General features: G+C 64.2%; 19 protein-coding genes. 3 read left to right on the top strand and 16 right to left on the bottom strand.

Going from position 1 to position 21,376, the window contains the following annotated elements; translation table 11 throughout:
* The first annotated feature begins 187 nt into the window (after positions 1–187).
* From ACHMW6_RS29350 to ACHMW6_RS29340, 3 genes are read left to right on the top strand one after another with little or no spacing between them, the layout of a single operon-like run.
* The gene (locus ACHMW6_RS29350) at positions 188–505 is read left to right on the top strand and encodes a hypothetical protein (RefSeq protein WP_395402302.1); all 318 of its coding nucleotides are present in this window, start codon (positions 188–190) and stop codon (positions 503–505) included.
* A gap of 41 nt (positions 506–546) precedes the next feature.
* Positions 547–684 carry a hypothetical protein gene (locus ACHMW6_RS29345; RefSeq protein WP_395402300.1) on the top strand — a complete coding sequence of 46 codons (138 nt, stop codon included), beginning with the start codon at positions 547–549 and terminating at the stop codon, positions 682–684.
* Complete coding sequence (locus ACHMW6_RS29340) at positions 681–1,346, top strand: hypothetical protein (RefSeq protein ID WP_395402298.1); 666 nt, start codon at positions 681–683, stop codon at positions 1,344–1,346. Before ACHMW6_RS29345 ends, ACHMW6_RS29340 begins: the two co-directional genes overlap by 4 nt.
* A 254-nt stretch (positions 1,347–1,600) precedes the next feature.
* Here the strand turns inward: ACHMW6_RS29340 and ACHMW6_RS29335 are convergent, their stop codons facing one another.
* From ACHMW6_RS29335 to ACHMW6_RS29260, 16 genes are all read right to left on the bottom strand, one after another.
* Positions 1,601–3,814 (bottom strand): DUF7024 domain-containing protein, encoded by a 2,214-nt coding sequence (locus tag ACHMW6_RS29335; protein ID WP_395402296.1) that lies wholly within the window; start codon positions 3,812–3,814, stop codon positions 1,601–1,603.
* A 16-nt stretch (positions 3,815–3,830) separates the two neighbouring features.
* Positions 3,831–4,208, bottom strand: a complete 378-nt coding sequence (locus tag ACHMW6_RS29330; RefSeq protein WP_395402294.1) for a GtrA family protein — start codon at positions 4,206–4,208, stop codon at positions 3,831–3,833.
* Complete coding sequence (locus ACHMW6_RS29325; RefSeq protein ID WP_395402292.1) at positions 4,201–5,208, bottom strand: glycosyltransferase family 2 protein; 1,008 nt, start codon at positions 5,206–5,208, stop codon at positions 4,201–4,203. The genes ACHMW6_RS29330 and ACHMW6_RS29325 overlap by 8 nt, the downstream gene beginning before the upstream one ends.
* Positions 5,209–5,233: 25 nt before the next feature.
* Entirely contained in the window at positions 5,234–6,640 is a 1,407-nt protein-coding gene (locus ACHMW6_RS29320) for an MBOAT family O-acyltransferase (protein ID WP_395402290.1), read from the bottom strand.
* 12 nt (positions 6,641–6,652) lie between these two features.
* Positions 6,653–7,381 (bottom strand): hypothetical protein, encoded by a 729-nt coding sequence (locus ACHMW6_RS29315; RefSeq protein WP_395402288.1) that lies wholly within the window; start codon positions 7,379–7,381, stop codon positions 6,653–6,655.
* Between the two features lie 114 nt (positions 7,382–7,495).
* Positions 7,496–7,816, bottom strand: a complete 321-nt coding sequence (locus ACHMW6_RS29310) for a hypothetical protein (RefSeq protein WP_395402286.1) — start codon at positions 7,814–7,816, stop codon at positions 7,496–7,498.
* 128 nt (positions 7,817–7,944) lie between these two features.
* Positions 7,945–8,940, bottom strand: coding sequence for a glycosyltransferase family 4 protein (locus tag ACHMW6_RS29305; protein WP_395408742.1), 996 nt, complete (start codon positions 8,938–8,940; stop codon positions 7,945–7,947).
* 151 nt (positions 8,941–9,091) lie between these two features.
* Complete coding sequence (locus ACHMW6_RS29300) at positions 9,092–11,398, bottom strand: glycosyltransferase (RefSeq protein WP_395402284.1); 2,307 nt, start codon at positions 11,396–11,398, stop codon at positions 9,092–9,094.
* Between the two features lie 563 nt (positions 11,399–11,961).
* A complete protein-coding gene (locus ACHMW6_RS29295; RefSeq protein ID WP_395402282.1) occupies positions 11,962–13,302 on the bottom strand; it encodes a class I SAM-dependent methyltransferase in 1,341 nt (446 codons plus the stop codon).
* Positions 13,299–14,519, bottom strand: coding sequence for an ABC transporter ATP-binding protein (locus tag ACHMW6_RS29290; protein WP_395402280.1), 1,221 nt, complete (start codon positions 14,517–14,519; stop codon positions 13,299–13,301). Before ACHMW6_RS29290 ends, ACHMW6_RS29295 begins: the two co-directional genes overlap by 4 nt.
* Positions 14,519–15,319, bottom strand: coding sequence for an ABC transporter permease (locus ACHMW6_RS29285; protein ID WP_395402278.1), 801 nt, complete (start codon positions 15,317–15,319; stop codon positions 14,519–14,521). The genes ACHMW6_RS29290 and ACHMW6_RS29285 overlap by 1 nt, the downstream gene beginning before the upstream one ends.
* Before the next feature lie 149 nt (positions 15,320–15,468).
* Entirely contained in the window at positions 15,469–16,425 is a 957-nt protein-coding gene (locus ACHMW6_RS29280) for a DUF4351 domain-containing protein (protein ID WP_395402276.1), read from the bottom strand.
* A gap of 206 nt (positions 16,426–16,631) precedes the next feature.
* On the bottom strand, positions 16,632–17,381 hold the full coding sequence (locus tag ACHMW6_RS29275) for a Crp/Fnr family transcriptional regulator (protein WP_395402274.1): 750 nt from the start codon (positions 17,379–17,381) through the stop codon (positions 16,632–16,634).
* A gap of 48 nt (positions 17,382–17,429) precedes the next feature.
* Entirely contained in the window at positions 17,430–17,756 is a 327-nt protein-coding gene (locus tag ACHMW6_RS29270; protein ID WP_395402272.1) for a VanZ family protein, read from the bottom strand.
* A 35-nt stretch (positions 17,757–17,791) separates the two neighbouring features.
* On the bottom strand, positions 17,792–19,255 hold the full coding sequence (locus tag ACHMW6_RS29265; RefSeq protein WP_395402270.1) for a tetratricopeptide repeat protein: 1,464 nt from the start codon (positions 19,253–19,255) through the stop codon (positions 17,792–17,794).
* A 134-nt stretch (positions 19,256–19,389) separates the two neighbouring features.
* Positions 19,390–21,174, bottom strand: a complete 1,785-nt coding sequence (locus ACHMW6_RS29260) for a CHASE2 domain-containing protein (protein WP_395402268.1) — start codon at positions 21,172–21,174, stop codon at positions 19,390–19,392.
* Positions 21,175–21,376 lie beyond the last annotated feature (202 nt).

Raw genomic sequence — 21,376 nt, 5'->3', positions numbered from 1 at the left:
GTTTCCGCGCAATTTACTGCTGTAGAGTGCTGGACAACAATTGATGGAAAGGACGAAATTGAGCACTATTCCAGTCGTGAGAGCATGGTCTGCGGGTTGGGCCCTTACCAGAAACAAAGCATCCCCCGTCTGTCAACCCTACGGTTGCACGATTGACCTGGGATTTCCCGAGCATCTGGTACGTCATGTGGTGTTCGACTATGACGCGGAAATCCTGCGCGAGCTGACCGATAGCCTACAGGCTCGGGGAACGTGGCTCAAAGTGTGCGCGCACCCGGAACAGGTCGCCCCGCTCTTGCATGAGCGTTGGCAGGTCCAGGCGCCGGAATATCTGATGGCGGCGCCCGTGAATGAAACCGCAGCAGTCACACCGGACGGCTACCGGCTGTTTCTGTCCACAACTGGCAAAGTCGCCGACGCGGAACTCAGGGACCTGGAGGGGAACGTGGCAGCGAGGGGCGAGTGGCGCACGCCGATGGCATCGCCACTTTTGACCAGATTGTGACGGAACCCGCACATCAGAGAAAGGGGCTGGGACGGGTCGTTATGTCGGCTCTTGGCAACCTCGCAGTCGCTGAGGACGCAAGAGTTGGCGTGCTGGTCGCCACGGAGCAGGGGCGCGCGCTTTACGAGGCGATTGGGTGGACGCTGGTTTCGCCCGTTACTGCGGCGGTTATCGTATGAAGCATTTTCTGAACAGGACCGTGATGGTCCTGGGCCTGCTCGTTTCCGGCCTCGCTGCGGCGGCGGACGGGCACGCGCCCATTGCTGCACCGGTTGTGGCGGTAGGTGACAGCTGGACCTATCAGTACACGGACGTCTGGAAAAACCAGCCCGGAAACCTGAATCGGCTGGAAGTCACGGCCATCAACGAGCGTGGCATCGAGGTTGACGTCAAGCGCGCCGCCAGCGGGGCGCTGGTCTTGCATCAGCTTTTCAGCCGGGACATGAATCCCATCGAGCGCGGCAAAATGCACTTCGCGCCTTCGTTCACGCGGTACGCTTTTCCGCTTGAGGCAGGCAAGGAATGGCGCAGTGATGCGACCGGCGAAAATGCCGCGGCGGGCAAGCGCTGGCGTTATCAGATCAAAGGCAAGGCGCTTGGCTGGGAAAAGATCAGAGTGCAGGCCGGCGAGTTCGAGACGATGAAGATTGTGGTGACGGCGTTTTACCAGGGGCGGGAAGTCGGAACCAATGGCGGTAGCGGAAACCTGATCGAGACACTTTGGTATTCGCCGGCCGTGCACAATTTCGTCAAGCTGGAATACCAGGATACCGATTGGACGGGCAAGATTTTTAATCGCGATGCCTGGGAGTTGACTGCGTATGCCAATAAGGCCGACTGACGGACACGCCCCTGGCGGCGGATAGACGGCGGATCAATGATCCGCCCTACGCTGCGTCGACGGATCTCGCCCAAGGGGGCTGTGGAGGGCATTGATCCGCCATGTGGGTGCCGTCCGCGGCGTCACCCGAACCAAGGACCACCAACGCCGCGTAGGGCGGATCATTGATCCGCCGTGCGTGCGGTGCCCGCGGCGCGCGGATCTGGCCCCGGAGGCGCTGTGGGATGGGGCATTGCTCCGCCGTGCGTCCATGCTTACGGCGCGCGGTCTGGCCCCAAAGGGGCTGTAGGGCGGATCATTGATCCGCCGTGCGTACGGTGCCCCCCGGCGCGCGAAAACGGCCGCGGTTCGATCTGCATGCGGTATAGAGCAATTCCCAGCTGGCGGCCATCGTCGCCGGCGCCGACTTCGCGCGGGGAAATCGGCTGCGGAACTTCGATGGTCATCACCTGTTCGGCATCGCCGTCGAACTCCACCGCCACCTCGCCATGCTTCTCAGGCAGCACCACGGTGCGCTGCTGCTTGCCCAGGCGGATCACGAAAGGCTTGCCGACGTTGGGGCCGAAGGCGGCTGCGTCCATGCGCAGCGTGAAGGCTGGCGGCAGCGGGGCCGCGAACTCGATCACGACTTCGCGCTTGTCCGACCAGCGTCCCCAGGGCTCGGGACCGGACAGACCCTGCACATACGTGGTTCCCCACTCGTGTTCTGGACGATCAAAGCGCACGACATTGCGGTCCTCCTCCGCGCGCAGGCGCAGCAGGGAGAATTCGCGGCGGTGCACGAGCGGGTCCGAGCCTTCGGGCGCCCGGTAGTTGCCGATCGTGAGCACATAACTGCGCGGACCGCCCAGCGAATCCGGATCGATAGCCGTTTCGTGCGGCAGCACGATCAGCTTGACCTTCGGGTTATCGATCAGCATGCGCGTCTTGAACAGATCGCCAGCGTCGCGACCGACCAGGGTCAGGTTGTTGATTTCGTCGGGGCTCAGGTACTCGCGCGCGAACAGGCCGGCGCGGACATAAGGGTCGCTCTGCTGCGCCCAGCGCACGCGCTGATTCAGTTGCGCACCGGCCAGCGCGGCAAACAGCGGCGCATAGACGAACAGGAACAGCAGCGCGCCCCAGCGGCGGGACACGGTCCACAGCAGCAGGCAGGCCAGGCTGGCGGTGGCCAGCAAATCGAGGATTTGCGGATCGCGCGTCATGCCGAACAGTTCCGGGCTGTCGATATAGCTTGGCACGAAGGCGGGCAGCAGGTAGGTGGCGCCGTACAAAGCCACTGCGACAGCCGGTGCAGCGGCCAGCAGGCGCGCAACGAAGCTCGGCTCCTGCGCGGGGCGTGAGGACCATGCCTCGGGGCCGGGCGTCGTGTGGCCGGCGGCGATCAGCAGCAGCAGGGGCAGCACGAAGTCGTAGTAGCGCATATGCAGGCGGGCGTTGCTTTCGGCGCCGTGGCCCGCCACGCTGGCGGTGAACAGGGTGGTGATGGCGAGCAGGGCGCCGAACATCAGCACCGTGTACACGCCCATGGCCGCCAGCGTGCGCTGTTGCGGCGTGCGGCGCAGGGCGGGGCTCACGCCGAGCAACAGCGCAGCGAAGGGCAGGCCGAGCATCAGGACGATGCCCAGCATATGGCCTTCCAGGTTCTGCAGTGCGGCGGGGATCACGGACATCAGCGCGGGCTTGCCCTGCGACTGGCCGGAGTACATTACGCCGAGTAAATGCAGGCCTGATTTACCAGCGAACAGGTAGCCAACGCCAAATCGCACGACAGCGGCGGCGAGCAACGCGGCGGCTAGCCAGCCGAAACTGCGCAGCAGCAGGCCGGAAGCGTGAGGCGCGGAGCGCGACGCGGCGGGCGCCAACTCGGGCGAAGCGCCCAAGGTGGCGGCGCGGCTGGCGGACCAGGAGGCGTAGACCATGAACACCACCCACGGCGGCAGCAGGAACAGCGCGTGCACCTTCACCATCGTCAGCAGCCCAAGCACCAGCGCGCTGCCGAACATGGCGAATGCAGATGGGCGGCGCAGGTAGTTGAAGCAGGTCCACGTCAGCAGCCAGAAGCCGGCGTAATACATCGCCTCCGGCATGAAGTAGGCGGTATAGCTGTTGGCCGGACGCACCACGGCCAGCAGCGCCACGATCGCGGCGACCGGACGCGATGCCAGCTGGCGCGCGATCAGATAGATGAAAGGAGCGGCAGCGATATAGAACAGCGCATTCAGGCTGCGCGCGCATTCCAGCGATGCGGTGCCGCACTGGCCGGTGACGGCGTAGGCGCTGTAATACAGGTAGTTCGGAATGATGGCCGCGCTGAATGGCTCAAGGCGTGCGGCGCTGCTATAGGTCCACTCGTCGCCGAAGATGCTGGGATAAATACCCATGTTCCGCAGCGTCATGTAGAGGAAGGCCAGGGCCAGCACGGACAGTGCGGCCAGCCCGAACGAGGGGCGGGGGAGTCGCGACAAATAGTCTTTCATGGATTTAGCGGAAGATCCAGCGCTTGCCGAGCAGGTAGCCGTTGGCGGCCACCAGCACGAGGGCAAGCAGCTTGCCCGGCAGCGGAGAGCCGCTCAGGGACACGGAAGCGCTGACGCACAGCAGCGTGAGCACATAGTTGGCAGCCACCACGCACAGATAGCGCACGAAGACGGCGGTGCCGGCGCCGCGCTGGAAGGTCAGGTGGGCGTGGAACAGGAAATTGAAAGCGAGGCCGCCGAGGAAGCCGGCCGACACGGCGACCACCAGCGGCGCGCCCAGCCAGACCAGCCCTTGCAGCAGGCCGACATCGATCACGGCGCTCAGGCCGCCGCCAATCAGGTACTTCAGCAGCTGGTGCTGGCGCATCAGCAGCTTAACCATTGCGCACCACCGCAGCCTGGCGGCGCTTTTTGGTCTTGTGGATCGGGCGGCGCGGCACGGAAGCGATGTCCTGCGCCAGGAAGGCCAGCAGAAGCTGTACGCCCATCAGCACCGGCAACGCGGATAGCATGACCGTGCCGGCCGGCGTGGCCTGATTCAGGCGGGCGTGATGAATCCAGTTCCACAGCCCGTAGCCGCCGCCGGACAGCAGCAACAGAAGGCCCAGCGGCGCCTCGATCGACGCCAGCGACATATTGCGCAGGTAGTAGTTGTAGAACACGCGCTTGAAGAAATTGCGCATGTGCTTGAAGGCGAACTCGGTGACGATCTTCGAGATCTTCAGGTTGCTCACTTCATCGCCGTAGCTCGCGTCCATCGGCACATCGATCACCACGGCGTGCAGGGTATTCAGGCGGAACAGCATGTCCGTCTCGAAGAAGTAGCGCTTGCTGATCTTGTTGAAGGGCAGGTGGCGCGCCACGTCCGCGTGGATGGCGGTGTAGCCGTTGGTCGGATCGAACAGGTTCCAGTAGCCGGACGACAGTTTCGTCAGCAGCGACAGCATGGCGTTGCCGAACAGGCGCATCGGCGGCATCTGGCCGATCTGCTCCAGGTCGAAGAAGCGGTTGCCCTTGGTGTAATCGGCTTCGCCGGACAGGATTGGTTCGATGAAGTCGGGGATCAGCGAAGGGTCCATCTGGCCGTCGCCATCGACCTTCACGATCACATCGCAACCTGCTTCGATGGCGGCGCGGTAGCCGTTCATCACGGCGCCGCCCACACCCTGGTTCTGCTCATTGAACACCACGCGCACGCGCGGATCGCGGCACTTTTCCTGTACCAGCTTGCCGGAACCGTCCGGGCAGCAGTCGTCCACCGCGAAGATGTGGGTCACTTCAGGGCCGATCGCCGCGATCACATCCAGGATGTGGCGGGTCACCTTGTAGCAGGGCAGGACCACTGCTACTGATGGGCTAACGGGGATGGACAGGTCGTTCATGGTGCAAAGATTATAAGATGAGTCGTCAGAACTGGAAGTAAATGAAGGGATTGAACCCATGTTCAACCACCGACACGCACGCCAGCAGATACAGGCCTGCGGTCATGCCGCCCAGCCACAGGGGACGGCGCAGCACCTTGCCGCGCAGGCGTCCAAACAGTCGGTCGCCCAGCAGGCAGATGGCGCCGGCGAGCAGGAGCAGGAATAGCACCTTGGGATCGGCCAGGGCGCGGTTGTCGTCCTGCCACAGGGGCGCGTTGCCGAACATGGCGCGCCAGAAGTGAGTAGTTTGCGTCAGGTCCGTGGCGCGGAAGGGCACCCACAGCAGGGTGGCGCACAGGAACAGCGGCAGGCTGCCCAGGCGCCAGCGCTGCATGGACAGCCAGCCCGCGCGTTCGGCCACCAGCAGCAGGCCGTGACCAATGCCCCAGATCAGGAAAGTGTAGGCGGCGCCATGCCACAGGGCGCACAGCACGAACACGATCACCAGGTTGCGGTAGGTGGCGAGGTTCGATGCGCGGTTGCCGCCCAGCGGGATATAGAGGTAGTCGCGGAAGAAGCGCGACAGCGTCATGTGCCAGCGCTGCCAGAATTCGGTAATGGTGCTTGCGGCGTAAGGGCGGTTGAAGTTGCGCGGGAAGCGGAAGCCCATCATGCGCGCCATGCCGATCGCCATGTCCGTGTAGCCGGAAAAGTCGAAGTAGATCTGGAAGGAGTAGCAGATGGCGCCCAGCCAGGCGGCATAAGTGCTCAGCGTGACGCCCGGCTGGTGCAACTGGTCGGACACGCTGCCCAGCGGGTCGGCGATCAGCACTTTCTTGGCCAGGCCGAGAACGAAGATCACGCAGCCCCAGAAGATATCGCTGCGCACCAGGCGGCGGTGGCGCAGAGCGAGCTGCTCGCGCACTTCGGCGTAGCGCACCACGGGCCCAGCGATCAGGTGTGGGAAGAGGAAGATGTAGATCGCGAACTTGTGCAGGCGCGGTTCCGGGCGGATGCTGCCCGAGTGGACGTCGAACAGATAGGACAGGAAGTGGAACACGTAGAACGAGATCCCCAGCGGCAGGATCAGGCCCAGTTGCGCCACCTTGTCTGTCAGCTGCAGGTGCAGCAGGTCGCCGGCGATCTGTGCCAGGAAGCCGAGGTATTTGTAGAACACCAGCGGCAGCAGGTTGGCGATGACGGCCATGATCAGCAGCAGCTTCGCGCGGTCCGGCGCGCGTTCGCGCAGCTTCGCCAGCACGAAGCCAAGGCTCCAGTTCGCGACCAGCATGAAGGCGGCGACGGCCGTCATCACGCCTGCGCCGAGCACGTAGAAGGCGGTGCTGGCGGCCAGCACGAAGGCGTTACGCCAGCCGCGCGGCATCAGGAAGTAGATGGCGAAGAAGGCCGGGAAGAACAGGAACAGGAATGCGGGGGACGAAAAGACCATGCTTGAAAATCCTTAGCGCAGCAGCCAGACGCCGGTCTGGGTGTCCAGCACCTGCACGATCAGGTATTTGCAATGGTTGCCCTGCGCCAGCGCGGGCAGGGCGGGCAGCGTGACATTGCGGCTGATTTTGGTGAATTGCTGGAAGTGTTCGGGCAGGCCGGCGCGCAGCATGCCGTCGCTGAAGCTGTTGCCGTACAGGCAGGTGGACGGCAGCAGGCTGGCGTCGTTGCTTGGCGCGATGTCGAATTCCAGGCTGGTGGTGGCCGGATCCTTCTGGTGGCGTTCGCGCTCTTCCCAGGTTTTCACCAGTTGTGGTTCGATCGTGCCCTCGCGCTCCTGCAAGCGGCTGGCGAAGCGGGACTCGACGCCGATGAAGGGCTTGAACTCGAACTTGCGCTCGTGCTTCCAGCGCAGCGGCGAGCCTTCGAGTTGCGCGATCCGTTCCACGGCGGCGGCAGCCACGGTCATCGCGGTCACGTCGGTCCAGTGGAAGTCTTCGCGGAAGTAGATCGGGAATTCCTTTTCGTGGGCGCGCTGGATGGCGTTCACGTCGATCATATTCAGTTCTTGTGTCTTTACCAGTTCACCGTAGAACTGCATGAAGCTCGATGGCTGCGGCAGGCGCGGCGCGAACCAGGGCAGGCGCTCGCCGGTGAAGTAGTGCTTGGACGGCGGCGGCACGAGCACCATCGTCACGCCTTGCTCCTTGAGCTTGCGCGCGTAGTTGGCGAGGCCTTGCACGACTCCCTTACGCTGTTCGGGCGTGGCCAGCACGAATTCGGTGGCCGGCAGTTCGACGTCTGTCTGGCGGCGGCTATAGAGTTCGCCATTGGCGCCAAAGTAGACGCGGCTGGATCAGCCGAACAGCTGGTAATCCAGCTCGTTCTTGGTGCGGATCATCAGGCTGCGCATGCCCAGGTTGTCGGCGAACCAGTGCTCGAAGCGGGCGTAGTTCTTGTCTACCGCGTGCCATTTGCCTTCCCAGGCGGTCGGCAGTTCAGCCATCTTGCGCAGTTCTTCGACTGGGGTGTTGGCGTGCTTGTAGGCTTCTGCCGCTTCGTCGTAGCCGGGGATTGCGCTCAGTTGCTGCTGCAGCTTGGTTTGCAGCTCCGGATTGGCGTTCAGCCAGGTCATTGCTGCGGGGGCGGCGCTTAGCGTGAAGATGGCCGCCAGCATGGCCAGCTGGCCGGCGCGGCGGCGTTTGCCACGCGCGCGGCTTCCCGCGGCTCGTGGGGACGGACTCGCTGCTGCCGGCGTCCGCGCTGGCTGTGTGGCTGGCGCGGACGCTGTCGGGCGGTCATCCCTCACGCTGCGGCCTCAGTCGTCCCTGCAGCGCCGGCAGACATCGGGCTAGCAGATGTCGGGCTGGTGGCGGCCGAAGCTGCAGCCGTTGGGCCAGCGGACGTCGAGCCCGCAGCGCCAGCCGACGCGTGCGCCGCGGCGTCCGCATCAAAGGCGCGCGGCTGCGCTGGGACGGCGGTGGACTCCTGCGCGGTGGAGGACGCGGTGGCGGACGCGGGAGCGGCGGTGCCGGCGAGGGACAGGGCCGTTGGGGAGGCTGGTGGCTGGACGAGCGTGAGCAGATCGAGCACGTTGTGCTGCCAGGTACGCCATGGCATGCCGACCGACTGCGGATGCGTGCCCTCGGCGCGGGCGGCGAGCCACTCGCGGATCGCGCGCGCGAGATCGTCGCCGGACATGCCGCCGAAGTAGGCGGCGCGTTCGCCCGCGACCTCGCGGAACACGGGGATGTCGCGCACCAGCAGCGGCAGGCCGTAGCGGGCGGCTTCGATCAGCGGCAGGCCGAAGCCTTCGCCTTCGCTTGGCGACAGCAGGCAGGCGCTGGCCAGGTAAATCTGCTGCAGCGTGGCGTCGTCGATGCCGGTCAGCCACAACAGGCGCTTGCCGCGCTCGGCGTGATTGGACAGGCGCTGCACGATGCGCGGAATGGTGCGTCGCTCGTTCTCGGGCAGCGGCTTCCAGCCCTCGTTGCCGACGATGACCAGTTGCGCATCCACGCCGTCCGCCCACAGCTTCTCGAACGCGTCCAGCGTCTGCAGGTGGCCTTTGCGCGGTTCGATGGTGCCGACCATCAGGAAGCTGGGGCGGGATGCGATCTGCTTCAGCAGGTCGGTATCCTGCTCCGCATCCGGCACCGGCCCGCTGATGTCAGCGCCGTGGTGCAGGACTTCGAGGCGAAGGCCGGGGCGGCGGACGACTTCATGCTCGCTCAGCCAGCCATCCAGTTCATCGGCAACCGCCTGCGAAATGCAGATCATGCTGTCCGCTTCGGCGGCCATGCAGCGCAGCCAGGCGCCATGGACGATGTCCGTATTGGATGGGAAGAATTCGGGACGCAGCACCGGCAGCAGGTCATGCACCAGGAAGTTGACCGACAGGCCGCGCGCGCGCCATGCCGCGTACACGCCCGCCTTGGCGGCCGACATGACCTTATTCGGCACATGATCCGCGCTGTAGAAGGCATCGCCCGCCTGCAGGTCCAGCGGCGGATCTTCGCCCTGCAGCACATTGCTGATTCCCAGCAGTTCGGTCACGTAGCGGCGCGCATAGCGGTAGTGCGGCACGCCGCCTTCGTCGCTGAAGTACACCGCTTCCACGCGCCAGCCGCTGGTGTGCGGCAGCTGCAGCAGTTCCAGCAACTGATGGCGTACCACGCGCTCGATGCCGGTCTTCAAGTCGTGACGGGCTATATCTGGTCACGTCCACCAGCAATTGGCGCTGCTGCAGCGGATCCGGCGAGCGCGCAACGCAGCGCGCCAGATTCTCCAGCGTCGGCTCGTCCTGCGGCAGACCCGGCACGTCCAGCAGTGCTTGCAGCAGCGCGCGACGGCCCGCCGGACGGGCAGCCAGGTCGCGGTCCAGCGCCTGCTTGTACAGCCAGCCGCAGCGTTCAGGACTATTGCGGGTGCCCATCAGCGCAAAGCCCGCGGCGGCCAGCGCCTCGCGGCGCGCCGTGTTGTGGCGCAGGGTGTCCAGCGCTTCCACCAGTTGCTCCTGGCTGAAGCTGTCCGGCAGCATCCACACCGCATCGTGCGGGAATTCGCCCATGGAGCCGTTGGCGTTGATCACGGTCGGCAGGCGGTAGATCATGCAGTCCAGCACCGTGCCCGAGGTTTCGCCGCGCGAATCGGTGCGCAACTGCACGCCCACGTCGGCCGCCTGCAGGTAGCGCAGGTAGTCTTCGTCCGAGGTCCAGCCGGTGATCTTGATGCGGCCACTGCCCGCGGCCTTGATGATGGACGTCAGTTCGGCGCCATAGTCGCCGCCGTGGTTTTCGCCCACAAATACCAGGTGGCACTGGCGGTCGTCGTGCAACGAGGAGGCCAGCCAGGCTTTCAACAGTTCCAGGCAGCGCTTGGTCGGCGCTACGAAGCCGAAATTGGCGACGACGAAATCGGCCTTGCCGATGCCGAGGGCTGCGCGCGCTGCGGCGCGGTCATGCTCGGCCGGCACGGCGCGCGGCAGCTGGGCGTAGCTCCAGTCACGCGCGGCTTCCGGGCCATAGCAGCGCTTGGCCAGCGTACGCGCGAAGTCCGAATGCACGATCACGTGCGAGGCGTCGCGCAGCACATCCAGGTTGGACGGATAGAGACGGCGGCCGATATCGTAGCCGTCCTGTCCCACGCTGTCGCGCACGGCCGCGTAGCCGTGCGAATGCAGCAGGGCGCGCGTCCATACATCCGGCGAGCGGCCGGTCATCTGCTCGTAGGAGAGCATGCCGCTCAGGTAAAAGTCGTGCAGCACCACCGCGCCCGGATGGTCACGCAGCAGGTCCACCATATAGCTGTGGAATGGGCTGTTGCCGATCTGGTAGACGATGTGATCGACTTCGTCTGCATGGGCGCGCAGCCAGGCGATATCGCGCACCGGCAGGTGCTTCAGCTCCGGCGGCAGGCTCACTTCCGGTTGGTCCACCACTATATCGATGTCGAACCATGGCAGCAGGGTTGGCAGCAGGCGGGTCGAGTAGTCGGCCACGCCGGTGCGCTCCGGCAGCATCGGCGAGACGAAGGCCACACGGCGCTTCGGCGTGCCGGCCGGGATGCCGCCGGCCGAGCGCAGTGCTGCGTCCTGGGCCTGCTGCTGCGCCACGGAGCGTGCATGGTGCACCTCCAGCGCGGCGATAGCCTTGCGTGCGGAATGGTCCCAGCTGAATTTTTCGCGCTGCACGCGGCCATGCGCGCGCAGGCGCTGCTGCAGGTCCGGGCTTTCCAGAACCTGCTCAATCTTGGCCGCAATGGCGGCCGGCTGCAGCGGATCGAACAGGGCGTCCGGCGTGCCAATCACTTCCGGCACGCTGGTCGCATCCGAACCGATCACCACGGCGCCGCAGGCCATGGCTTCCAGCGCCGGCAGGCCGAAGCCCTCGTGCTTGGACGGGAACACGAAGAGGGCGGCGCTGCGGTACAGCGTGACCAGGTCCTCGTCGCTGACATAGCCGGTGAAGATCACTTCGTTGGCTTTCACGCCGCAGGAGCGCGCGTGGTCTTCCAGCTTGATGCGTTCGCTGTCCGAAATCTTGCTGGCCACCAGCAGCTGGTGGCGTGCGCGCAGCGGCGCAGGCAGCATGCTGAAGGCGGTGATCAGGCCATCGATATTCTTGCGGTGGTCGAAGCCGCCCGGCGCGTACATCACCAGTTCGCGTTCGATGCCGAAGCGCTGGCGCAGCGCGGCCAGTTGCGCGGCATCCGGCTCGCCCGGCTGGAAGGTGTCGTCCACGGCGGTGGAAATTGCCACTACGTTGTCCGGTTCCAGGCCCAGGGCGTCGATGGCTTCCTGGCGCGAGTAGTCGGAAATGGCCAGCAGCAGGCCGGCGCGGCGCAGCGAAGCGATCTTGCGCTCGTAGTAGCTGCGCTGGGGTAGGGTGGCCGAGGTAGGCCGCCGGATTCAGGAAGGGGATCAGGTCGTACAGCACCACGGCGGTGTGGTCGGCGCCGGCCAGCGTGCCCACAGACACCACGGAATCGTCCACATAGCCTTCGAACAGGCTGGTGACCAGCACTGCGTCCGGCTGCAACTGTTCGATGAAGTGCTCGCGCAGCAGCTCGCCGGCGCGCGCGCGCGGGCTGTTGGATTCACTGCGTTCGGCGCAAGGCTGCGGGATGTCGAACACGCGCATGCGCTCCGGCGGCACCAGGCCGGCAAACTGGGCGCGCAAGTCCTCAATGGCGGCAGGCAGGCCGCCGTTCATCACCAGCCAGATTTCATGCTCGCCGGCGTTGCGGGCCACGCCCAGCGCCAGTGCCAGCGAATAGCGGCCGATGCCGCGGAAGCGGCTTTCCGATTGGGTTCCTTGCAGATCAATGACGATGCGCATCTTGTTTCCTTGCTTGTAACGCTTGCAGTTCGCGCAGCACACGGGAGGCGCGCGGTGACAGGCCGGAGCCGCCTTCGACCAGCAGCGGCTGCGCCGGCGCGGCGTCATGGGACAGCATGAGATTGAACAGGCGGGTGCGCAGGCCCGGCATGAAGCGCAGCACGTACAGCGCGATGGCCTTCAGGCGGCGGTTGCCCAGCACGTAGCCGCCGGTGCGGTGCAGCGTGCGGCGTGCGCGGTTCTTCACGGCGCGCAGGATGCGGCGCTCGCGGCGCGCGGCGTTCAGGCGGTGCACAACACCGCCCACATAGCGCCAGGGCGCGGTGATGCGCCAGGAGCTGCTGCTCATCAGCGCGATCACTTGCTGCGCGTAGACGTCGGCACGCTGTTCGGCGGCCGCGATGCGCTGCTCCAGGGCGTGGGCGCGCTGTTCCTGTTCATTGGCGCGCTGCTCGATCACGCCGGAGCGGTGGTCGTGCGCATCCAGGCGCTGGCGCAGCTCGCCGAGGGCCTTGCCGGCCTGGCCGCTTTCATTGGACAGGCGGCCCAGCACGTGGTGGATCTCCGCATGGCGCGCGGCACCCTGTTCTTCATAGCGCTGGGCCAGCGTGCCGAGGCCGATGCCGAAGTCGCGGTCAAAGGCGGCAGAGGAGGCGGCCAGCGCTGCCGGCTCGGAGGCCTTTTGCGCGACGACGGCATAGTCCGGGCTCACGCCTTCCAGCACATTGATCAGGCCAAGCTGCGCATCCGTGTGCAGACGCGGGTCTTCTTGCAGGCGCACCACCTTCACGCGCTCGAAGCCCGCATGCTCGGCCGCGAAGGACAGCAGGCTTGGCGGCAGCGGGTGCAGGTGGGTCGGGTCCATGTAGAAACTGGTCGCGCCCACGGTCAGGTTTTCCGGATTGGGCGTTTCCATGATCAGCAGGCCGCCCGGCTGCAGGGCGCGCAGGGCTTCGGCGATCAGTTCGCGCACCAGGTCGAAGGGCAGGTGCTCGACCAGGTGGAAGGAAGAGACCAGCGACAGGCTCGCGGTCGGCGCTTCGCGCAGGGCGGCCAGCGCATCCTTCAGTTCAACGTCCAGGCCGCGTTCGTGGCAGGCGGCCAGCATGCCTTCATCGAGGTCGATGCCGCGCGCCGCGAAGCCTTCCTCGCCCAGCAGCTCAAGCCATTCGCCGCGGCCGCAGCCCAGGTCCAGTGCGCGCGGTGCAGCGGCATCGCCGCGCAGGGCGGCCAGGAAAGGCGCATAGGCGCGCAGGCGCTGCTTGATGGTGTCGCGCGAGCCGCGGTAGCGGTCCTCGAAAGCGCGATAGAAGGGTTGATTCATCTTGCAATCTCCACTTGCGGTTCCAGCCAGCTGCTGCCAACGAACTCGCGCCGGTTCATGTTCATGACGATGAACAGCGCGGCCAGGTCGCGCCATTCGTAATTATCGGCCAGATGGGTTTCGCTGCTGGTGAGCGCGGTCGTGATCGAATAGCTGCCGGCGCCCAGGTTCAGCGGGAAGCGGAAACGGTATTCGAGTTCTTCGCCGGCGCGCAGGTCGTTCAGCGGCTGGTCCATGTGATGGGTGTTGGTGCCGTAGATCTGCTGGCCCAGGCGGTCCTTGATCATGTAGCCGAGCACGAGGCGCGGCACGGCCTTGTTCATGCGCACTTTGACGCGCAGGGTGACGGGCACGCCCACGTTCAGAACTTCCTGCGGTTCGCCGGCCTCGTTCTCAATCGCGATCTCGGTGACGGTGGCCTCGCCGGTGCCGGAGCTGGTCTGCACGCGGCCTTCTTCCGTCACGGTCTGCTGCACGGTGGAGCCTTCGCGTTCAGCGATCAGGGCGTTGTAGTAGTCCATCACTTCTTCCGGCGTGCCTTGCTTGGCCAAGCGTCCGCGATCGAGCAGGATGGCGCGGTCGCAGATCGATTGCATGGCCGCGCGGTCGTGGCTCACGATCAGCAGCGTGGTGCCTTGCTGGCGGTATTCGCGGATGCGCTGAAAGCTCTTGTGCTGGAAGTAGGCGTCGCCGACCGACAGCGCTTCGTCCACGATCAGCACGTCCGGCCGCACCACGGTCGCCACGCTGAAGGCGAGGCGCATCTGCATGCCGGACGAATACACTCGCACCGGCTGGTCGATGTAGTCGCCGATTTCGGCGAAGGATTCGATCTGCGGCATCAGCCTGGTGATCTCGTCCACGTTCAGGCCAATCAGCTGGCCGGCCATGTAGGCGTTCTGGCGTCCCGTGAAATCGGGGTGGAAGCCCATGCCCAGTTCCAGCAGGGCGGCCACGCGGCCTGTGATGGTCACGCTGCCGGTGGTCGGCTGCGCGGTGCCGGTGATCATTTTCAGCAGCGTGCTCTTGCCCGCGCCGTTGATGCCGATGATGCCGACGGCTTCGCCGGGCGCCAGCTGGAAATTGATGTCCTGCAGGACCCACTTCAGGTTGTGGCGCGGATGCTTGCCGGGCAGGACCCACTCGGCGAGCCGGCCCCACTGATTGTGATACTGCTTGTATGCCTTGCCCAGGCCTCTGACGATAATGCTGCCCATTACAGTTCATCCACCATTTCACCCGCACGCTTGCGGAACAGTTGCAGGCCCACGGCGCAGAAGAACAGCGCCAGTACGGTAACGGGAATCAGTGTGCCCCACTGCGGCATCTGCGCGCGCACCAGGATGTTCTGGTAGGCCGCGACCACGGACGCCATCGGGTTCCACACCAGCAGTTCGCGCACGGTGTCCGGCAGCGTGGTGACGGGGTAGACGATGGGCGTGAACCAGAACCAGAATTGCAGCAGGATGGAGAAGAACTGTCCCACGTCGCGGAAGAAGACGTTCAGCACGCCGAGGATCATGCCCAGGCCGATGGCGAACAGGATCTGGATCGCCAGCACGGGGAACAGCGCGAGGAAGCTCACGCCAGGGAAGGTGCCGGAAACGATCAGGAAGACGGTGAACAGGCCGAAGATGATGGCGAAGTTGACCAGCGCGTTGAGCACCACGATGATGGGCAGGCAGATGCGCGGGAACTGCAGCTTCTTCAGCAGGTTGGCGTTTTCGAGGAAGACGGACTGGCTGCGCGAGGTGATCTCGGCGAACAGGCCCCAGGTGAGCACGCCGGCGCACAGGTAGATGCTGTAGGCGAAGGTTGAGTCCATGCCCTGCAGGCGGTTGTGCATCACCTGGCTGAAGACGACCGTGTACACCACGATCATGGCCAGCGGGTTCAGGATGGTCCAGGCGGCGCCCAGCAGCGAGTTGCGGTATTTGGCCTGGAACTCGCGTTTCACACTGCCACTGATAAAGCCCCGGTAACGCCAGATCCCACCCAGCATATTGCGGGAGATCATGCGGTCTCCCTGGCGGAGGACGTAGGCGGCTTGCTCATAGTTTCGCGTGCTGACAAAAGGCGAAATTATAGCATCTGCAACTATTTAGACCTTCTCCAAAGGTCTCGAAATTGTGTCCAATGGTAAGGCAGGTTGTGAGTTATTTATCATTATTGACCAAATATCTCAGCCAGTGAATTTGCCTTTAGAACGGCTGCGCTTATCTGGTCCAGTTCAGCAATGCTAGCTTCATTAAGCCGCTGCTGTACGGCGTTTGGTATCCGGCCGAATCGAGCCTTCAGCATTTGCGTCATGGCTTGCCGGCGGCCTGCCTGAAAGCCTTCTTCTCGGCCTTCGCGGTAGCCCTGTTTCTGGGCATTGCGCTTTAGTGATTCGACGAATGACATGGACATGGCATTGCTCCCTTCCAGTTGTTCGATTTGGACGATGAAACGGGCTTGAAGTTCCCGCGGCAGCCGCATTAACCAATTCAAGACGTCCAGCATTTCCAGAATCCTCTGTTCGGACCACTTGCGTTCATACATCAGGGCAACGAGCTTAATTTTGCTGGCAAGGCGCTGTTCAGGAGCCTTGCAGGTTTGCATAGTTAACAGATTTGCGGCGGTAAACAGGGCAAACGGATTGTCGCTGGCCAGGAGTGTCTGGATGTGAGGCGCGAAGTCGATGACCTTGGCAATTGGGAACTGAAGGCTTGCGCAGCAGCCTAGCGACTCATAGCGGAAGCAGTCCGGCCGCCAGCTGAAGTGCCTGTCGGCAAGGACGGCCATGCTGGCGATCGGGCAGCGGAAGCGGTCATAGAGGCGGAAATGGTAGGTGAATATCCGCTCACAAAAATCTCGTTCGCGAGTGCGCTGGACTTCGATATGCACATAGATCAGATGCGTTCTGCCGCATATTCCCGTGACCTGGACTAGCTTATCAACGCGGCGATTCCCCACCACGGACGCGGGACACGCCTCGGCTAACTCCTGGTCCAGGAAAGAGGGCTCGCGTGACCAGTCAATCGCATTGCTCGCCGATGGAAAGTAGAGCGACATGAAATCCTGGAAGTAGCACATCAAAGCGCTTTTCCAGGAATTGTCGTAATCGCAGGTTCGATGAGCCATGCCAGTTTGATGAGATGGCGCTGGCTGGGTTCCGCGCGTCGGGTTGAGCCAGGTCAGCGTCGGAGCTGGACAGGTTTGCAGGTGCGGGGCGGAAATTGTGAAAACCGGGAAAGGCTAGTGTCTGCCACGATGTGGCAGACACTTAAGTTGGCGCTAACTAGAGTGTCAGCCACATCGTGGCTGACACTAGGGGTTGGGGTGGGTTTTCAGCCTTGGACCAGCTTCTGAAGAGCATCCGGCTTAATGATAATCAACTTATGCGTCCCCTTCTGGATAATCCCCTGCTGCACCAGCGTGAGCAGCGTACGGGTGACGGTTTCGCGGCTGGTATTAATCATATTGGCAATATCCTGGTGCGTAGGCAGGTTTTCGACCACATGCACATCGCCGCCATCATCCTTCTTCTTCATCAGATCCAGGAAGGTATAGATCCGGCGCGAAGTATTATGAATCGACAGCAGCGCCCGGAACTCCGAATCCCGCTGCACCTTCTCAGCCAAAAACTTCAGCATCTGATTAGCCACGGACGGCGAATGCGCGAACAGGTGCAGCGCCGTCGCGCGCGGCAGCAGCGCCACCAGCACCGGCGTCAGCGCAACCACGGATGCCGAGCGCAGCGAGCCATTGATCACGGCGATCTCGCCGAAGAAGTCGCCCGGCTGCAGCATGCGCAGGCCGATCGCGCGTCCGTCCTCGGTAATGTCGATCACCTGCAGCGAGCCGGTCAGCAGGAACAGCAGGGAATCGCCCGGCGCGCCTTTTTGCAGGACGATGTCGCGCTTGGCATATTGGCGGATGCGCAGGTCGGTCTTCACGCGCTGCATTTCCTCGTCGCTCAGTTGCGAGAGGAGGGGAATCTTGCGCAGGTGGATTTGCAGGTTGACCTGCTGCGGCTCCGGCGCAGCCGCGACCTCCGCCACGGCGGCAACCTGGGCTGCCTCCGCCGGCGGGATCAAGTCCTTCTCCGATGCTTCCTGAAGTTTTTTCTTGCTCGTCGTCATTGTTCAAATAGCTTGTATAAGCAGGATGACTACTGCCGCCACTGCAATTCCGGCAACATTGGCCCCCAGGTCACGCCAGCTGAAATTGCGGCCGGGCACCAGCTTTTGCAAGAGCTCGATGAGCCAGCCGCCAATCACCAGTCCCGCCAGCCAGTACAGCAATTCGCCCCAGCCGGACGCCACGCGCCAGGCCAGCAGCGTCAGTCCGCCGAAGGCCAGGAAGTGCAGCAGTTTATCGTTCGGCAGCGGCGGCAACCAGGCCGCTGGCAGCAGGCATCCAACCGAGACAGCGCCCAGCGCTAACAAAAAGACAAGCAGTTCCCAAGCCATAAAGCCAAAATCCGAGTTTGATGCAGAACGGCCGATCAGAAGTTGTCCCAGCGTACGCTGAGCTGGAGGGCGTGGCTGCTGTATTGGAACAGCGAAATGTTCTCGCGGTTGCGGACCACGCGCCCTTCCAGGTGCAAACTCACGTTCGGACGGAAATACCACTGCACTGCGGCGCGTCCGCTGGAGAGGTTCTGGCGGCGCGCCACCTCGATCAGGCCCGGCGAGTAAATGCTATCGCTTTGCCAATGCTGGTGCGTCAGTCCGGCTTCTGCATACCAGCCGGAACCGAGCAGAGTATACCATTGCAGACTTCCGAACCAGCCACTGCGATCGCCCCCCGGTCGCGCATCGACGCCGTGATCACGCAACTTGCTCACGGTAAATTGCACCTGATCACGCTTGGCGCGATAGGTGAAAAGGCTGCTCAGTTCGAGCGTTGTGGCGTCGTAGGCGGTGCGTGTCGGATATGCGACATGACTGATATTTCCTGCAACAGCGAAGTCCATGCCGGCCGGCAAACCGATCGGCGGCGAGGCGCGCAGCTGAAGTTGCTGCTGGCGCTGGTAGAGTTGCTTGTCCAGCATCGCCGCGCCGAAGGCAGCTGTCGCACGCGTGCGCCAGCGGCCGATGTTCAGCGAGTGCTCGACGCCGACCAGCACGGTGGCCGTGTCCTGCTCGTGGATATTGTCGTTACGGCGCACGTAGCCCTGGATGATGCCCAGCGTGCCGTAAGTGTTCATCGGACGCACATAGGAGCCGGTGAGCACGTTGTAATTGTCCGCCTTCGGCAGGAATTCGGGCGACAGTTCCAGATCGGTCTGGTTACTGCCCGTGCCGATGGTGAAGGTTGAATCGCTGGCGCCCTGGTTCACGTTCGAATCGCGTCCACGGCCGGCGCTGAGCAGCCAGGAGGCCGGACGGACCGTTGGACGGTCGCATCCCGCCGCGCGGTGCGAGGCGATCACTTCCCTGATGCCCGGCGGCGGGTCGAAACGCTCTTCCACTGTTTTGAACAGCTTTTCCGCTTCGGCGGCGTTGCCCAGTTCGCATTGGGTGATCGCCAACTCCAGGAAAGCGCCGGCGTGACGCGGCTCCTGCGCGATGAAGCGCTCCAGCAGCTCGGCCGCGTCCTGCAGGCGGCCCTCGGCCACGGCGCGCAGGGCGGCGCGGTACAGCTCTTCCTGCTTCACCGGCTCGTAGTGCGTCGCTGGCCCTTCGGCTGCCCCTGTCCCTGCGTCCGCCCCGGTCCCAGCATCCGTCCCTGGCGCCGCAGTTGGCGCCTCCGCTGCGACCGCCGCCGGCACCGCGGCAGCTTCAGCCGCGACCACCGCCCGCGCCGCGCCAGCCTCGGCCGGCGCGCCAGCGGTTCCGGGCGCCGAAGCGGCGGCCAACAGGCCGTCCGGCGTCTTTGCCCGCATACGTTTTTTGCCGCCACGCTTATGCACACCGACGCCAGCGTCCGCCCCCTGCGTGTCCGGCTTCGTCACAGTCAGTGTCATTACATCTTGCTGGGCAGCGGTTTGCGCCGGCGCAGCAGCGATGCTGGCGTCAGACGCGCCGTGAGCAAGGGCAGCAGGCATCACCGCCACCGCGAGCAAGGCCACTAAAAGCGAAGGCAATCGGCGCACAACGGTCATGCCTGCAACTCCAGCGTATAAACGCGAATCGGCTTCTCCTTGCCGCGTAACTGGCGCTCGCCCAAAGGAATAAACCGATGCCGGCGCGAATTCGCCACCGTGCCTTCGCCGACGATTACGTCATGTGAATAATCGCGCGCCGCCTGCTCCAGGCGGGAAGCGGTATTCACGCTGTCGCCAACGGCGGTATAGATGCTGCGGAAGCTGGTGCCATAGTCGCCCGCCATCGCCGCGCCGCTCTCGATGCCGATGCGCACGCGCAGCGGAGGCAAGCCCTTCTCGGCACGGCGTTCGCTGAACTGCGAGACTTCCCTCAGGATTTGATAGGCCGCGTCCAGCGCAAGGTCGGCGTGTTCTTCGTTGGGCAACGGGGCGCCCCAGAAGGCCACCAGGCCGTCGCCCGTGTACTTGTCCAGCGTGCCCTGCTTATCCAGCACGGGGCGGGTGAGGCAGTCGAGGAAATCGGTGGTCAGGCGCGCAGCTTCTTCCAGCGACAGCGATTCCACCTGCGAGGTATAGCCCTCCATATCCGCAATCAGCGTGGTCACCTGCAGCAGGCGTGGCGCCAGCGGATCTTTCATATCGCTGCGCAGCAGCTCGTCCACCACCGCCTTCGCAACGTACTGGCGCAGCGTGCCCAGCAGTTGCCGCGAGCGCACCTGCGCCTGCTGCCAGTGGAACGGCACAGCCACCGCCAGCAGGAATAGGTTCGACAGCAGCGGCGCCGCCGGCGCCAGCAGCGGATCGTGCGGCGCAATCGCATAAGCCAGCGTGATCCAGGCCAGCGACGTGCCCGCCAGCAGGGCAGTATTCAAGGCCGCCGAGAACCGCGGCAGCGTATAGCTCGCCAGCAGCACTACGCTCAGGGTGAACAAAATGGCCATCACGCGGCCCGGCCACAGGTGCGGCGCCGTGCCGGCCTGTGCGTCCAGTTGCGAACTGAGCATGGCCGCGTGCACCAGCAAGCCCGCCGTGGATTCGCCCAACGGCGTGGCGATGCGGTCGCCGATGCTCAGCGAGGAAGAGCCGATCAGAACCAGTCGGCCGTTCACATCCTTCTGGCCGACCGCGCCCGAGAGTACCTCGCGTGCGCTGGCAACGTCATAAGATTCCCAAGTGCGCGAATAGGGTACGCGAACATGGCCGCCTGTGAGCGGCTGGGGCGGTTGGCCGCTGCAGCAATCCAGCAAAGCGCGCGACAGGGTGGGGTAAAGTTGCCCGTTGTAAAAAGTGGACATCGGCACGCGGCGCAGCACGCCGTCCGGGTCCGGCACGATGCCGATATTGCCAAAATAGCGCGATTGCGCCAGGCCGGGGTGATTGGCGATGTAGCCCGTGGCGGGCACGGCGCCGTCCGGGGTTGCGGTTGGCGTGCCGCCGCCCAGCTTGCCGGTCGCCAGCGCGGGCGTGCGCGCTGCATAGTCGAACATTTGCGCCAGCACTACGGGGCCGTGCATGGCGAGCATGGCCATGCGGGCATCGCCGCCCGCGTCCGCAGGCTTCTCCTGCAGGATGTCCAGCGCTACGCCCTTGGCCCCGTTTGCCAGTAAGCGCTCGATCATTTCAGCGATGCGGTCGCGCGACCACGGCCATGGCTGATCTGCCAAGCTTGCTTCGTCGATATCGACGACGAGGATCCTATCTTCGAAGTTGTTGTTTGCCTGCAACCTGACGAACTGGTCACGCAGCCACTCATCCCCCACATGCATCCACGCAGGCGAGCCTTGCCACTGCGGCAATACGCATAGCGCCACGGCAGCGGTGGCGATCAGACTTCGCAAGAGTGAAGCGAGGGAAAAGGGGGCGCTGAGAGGAACCGGTTTCGTCATTGAGATTTAAGCCGGCGCGCCGGAGCAGTGTTGCGGCAAGGATTCAAAAGTGAATAATTTGCTAGTATAACGGGTCGTTCGGGTGTTGCGTTAAATGTCGACAGAGGGTGTAAGCGTCTGTAACAATTGTAAGATGTGACGCAAGTCACAGACT

Source organism: Pseudoduganella sp. UC29_106 (assembly GCF_044055365.1).
Classification (GTDB): domain Bacteria; phylum Pseudomonadota; class Gammaproteobacteria; order Burkholderiales; family Burkholderiaceae_D; genus Rugamonas.
The sequence above is the reverse complement of the archived record's forward strand: the minus strand, read 5'-3'. Positions and strand labels throughout refer to the sequence as shown.

Coding starts and splice junctions, on each gene's coding strand:
- ACHMW6_RS29310 (WP_395402286.1), bottom strand. CDS start 7,816: ATGCTGGCGGCCATCTTCACGCTAAGCGCCGCCCCCGCAGCAATGACC.
- ACHMW6_RS29295 (WP_395402282.1), bottom strand. CDS start 13,302: ATGAATCAACCCTTCTATCGCGCTTTCGAGGACCGCTACCGCGGCTCG.
- ACHMW6_RS29305 (WP_395408742.1), bottom strand. CDS start 8,940: ATGGCCGCCGAAGCGGACAGCATGATCTGCATTTCGCAGGCGGTTGCC.
- ACHMW6_RS29320 (WP_395402290.1), bottom strand. CDS start 6,640: ATGGTCTTTTCGTCCCCCGCATTCCTGTTCCTGTTCTTCCCGGCCTTC.
- ACHMW6_RS29325 (WP_395402292.1), bottom strand. CDS start 5,208: ATGAACGACCTGTCCATCCCCGTTAGCCCATCAGTAGCAGTGGTCCTG.
- ACHMW6_RS29280 (WP_395402276.1), bottom strand. CDS start 16,425: ATGGCTCATCGAACCTGCGATTACGACAATTCCTGGAAAAGCGCTTTG.
- ACHMW6_RS29345 (WP_395402300.1), top strand. CDS start 547: ATGTCGGCTCTTGGCAACCTCGCAGTCGCTGAGGACGCAAGAGTTGGC.
- ACHMW6_RS29340 (WP_395402298.1), top strand. CDS start 681: ATGAAGCATTTTCTGAACAGGACCGTGATGGTCCTGGGCCTGCTCGTT.
- ACHMW6_RS29290 (WP_395402280.1), bottom strand. CDS start 14,519: ATGGGCAGCATTATCGTCAGAGGCCTGGGCAAGGCATACAAGCAGTAT.
- ACHMW6_RS29330 (WP_395402294.1), bottom strand. CDS start 4,208: ATGGTTAAGCTGCTGATGCGCCAGCACCAGCTGCTGAAGTACCTGATT.
- ACHMW6_RS29285 (WP_395402278.1), bottom strand. CDS start 15,319: ATGATCTCCCGCAATATGCTGGGTGGGATCTGGCGTTACCGGGGCTTT.
- ACHMW6_RS29270 (WP_395402272.1), bottom strand. CDS start 17,756: ATGGCTTGGGAACTGCTTGTCTTTTTGTTAGCGCTGGGCGCTGTCTCG.
- ACHMW6_RS29265 (WP_395402270.1), bottom strand. CDS start 19,255: ATGACACTGACTGTGACGAAGCCGGACACGCAGGGGGCGGACGCTGGC.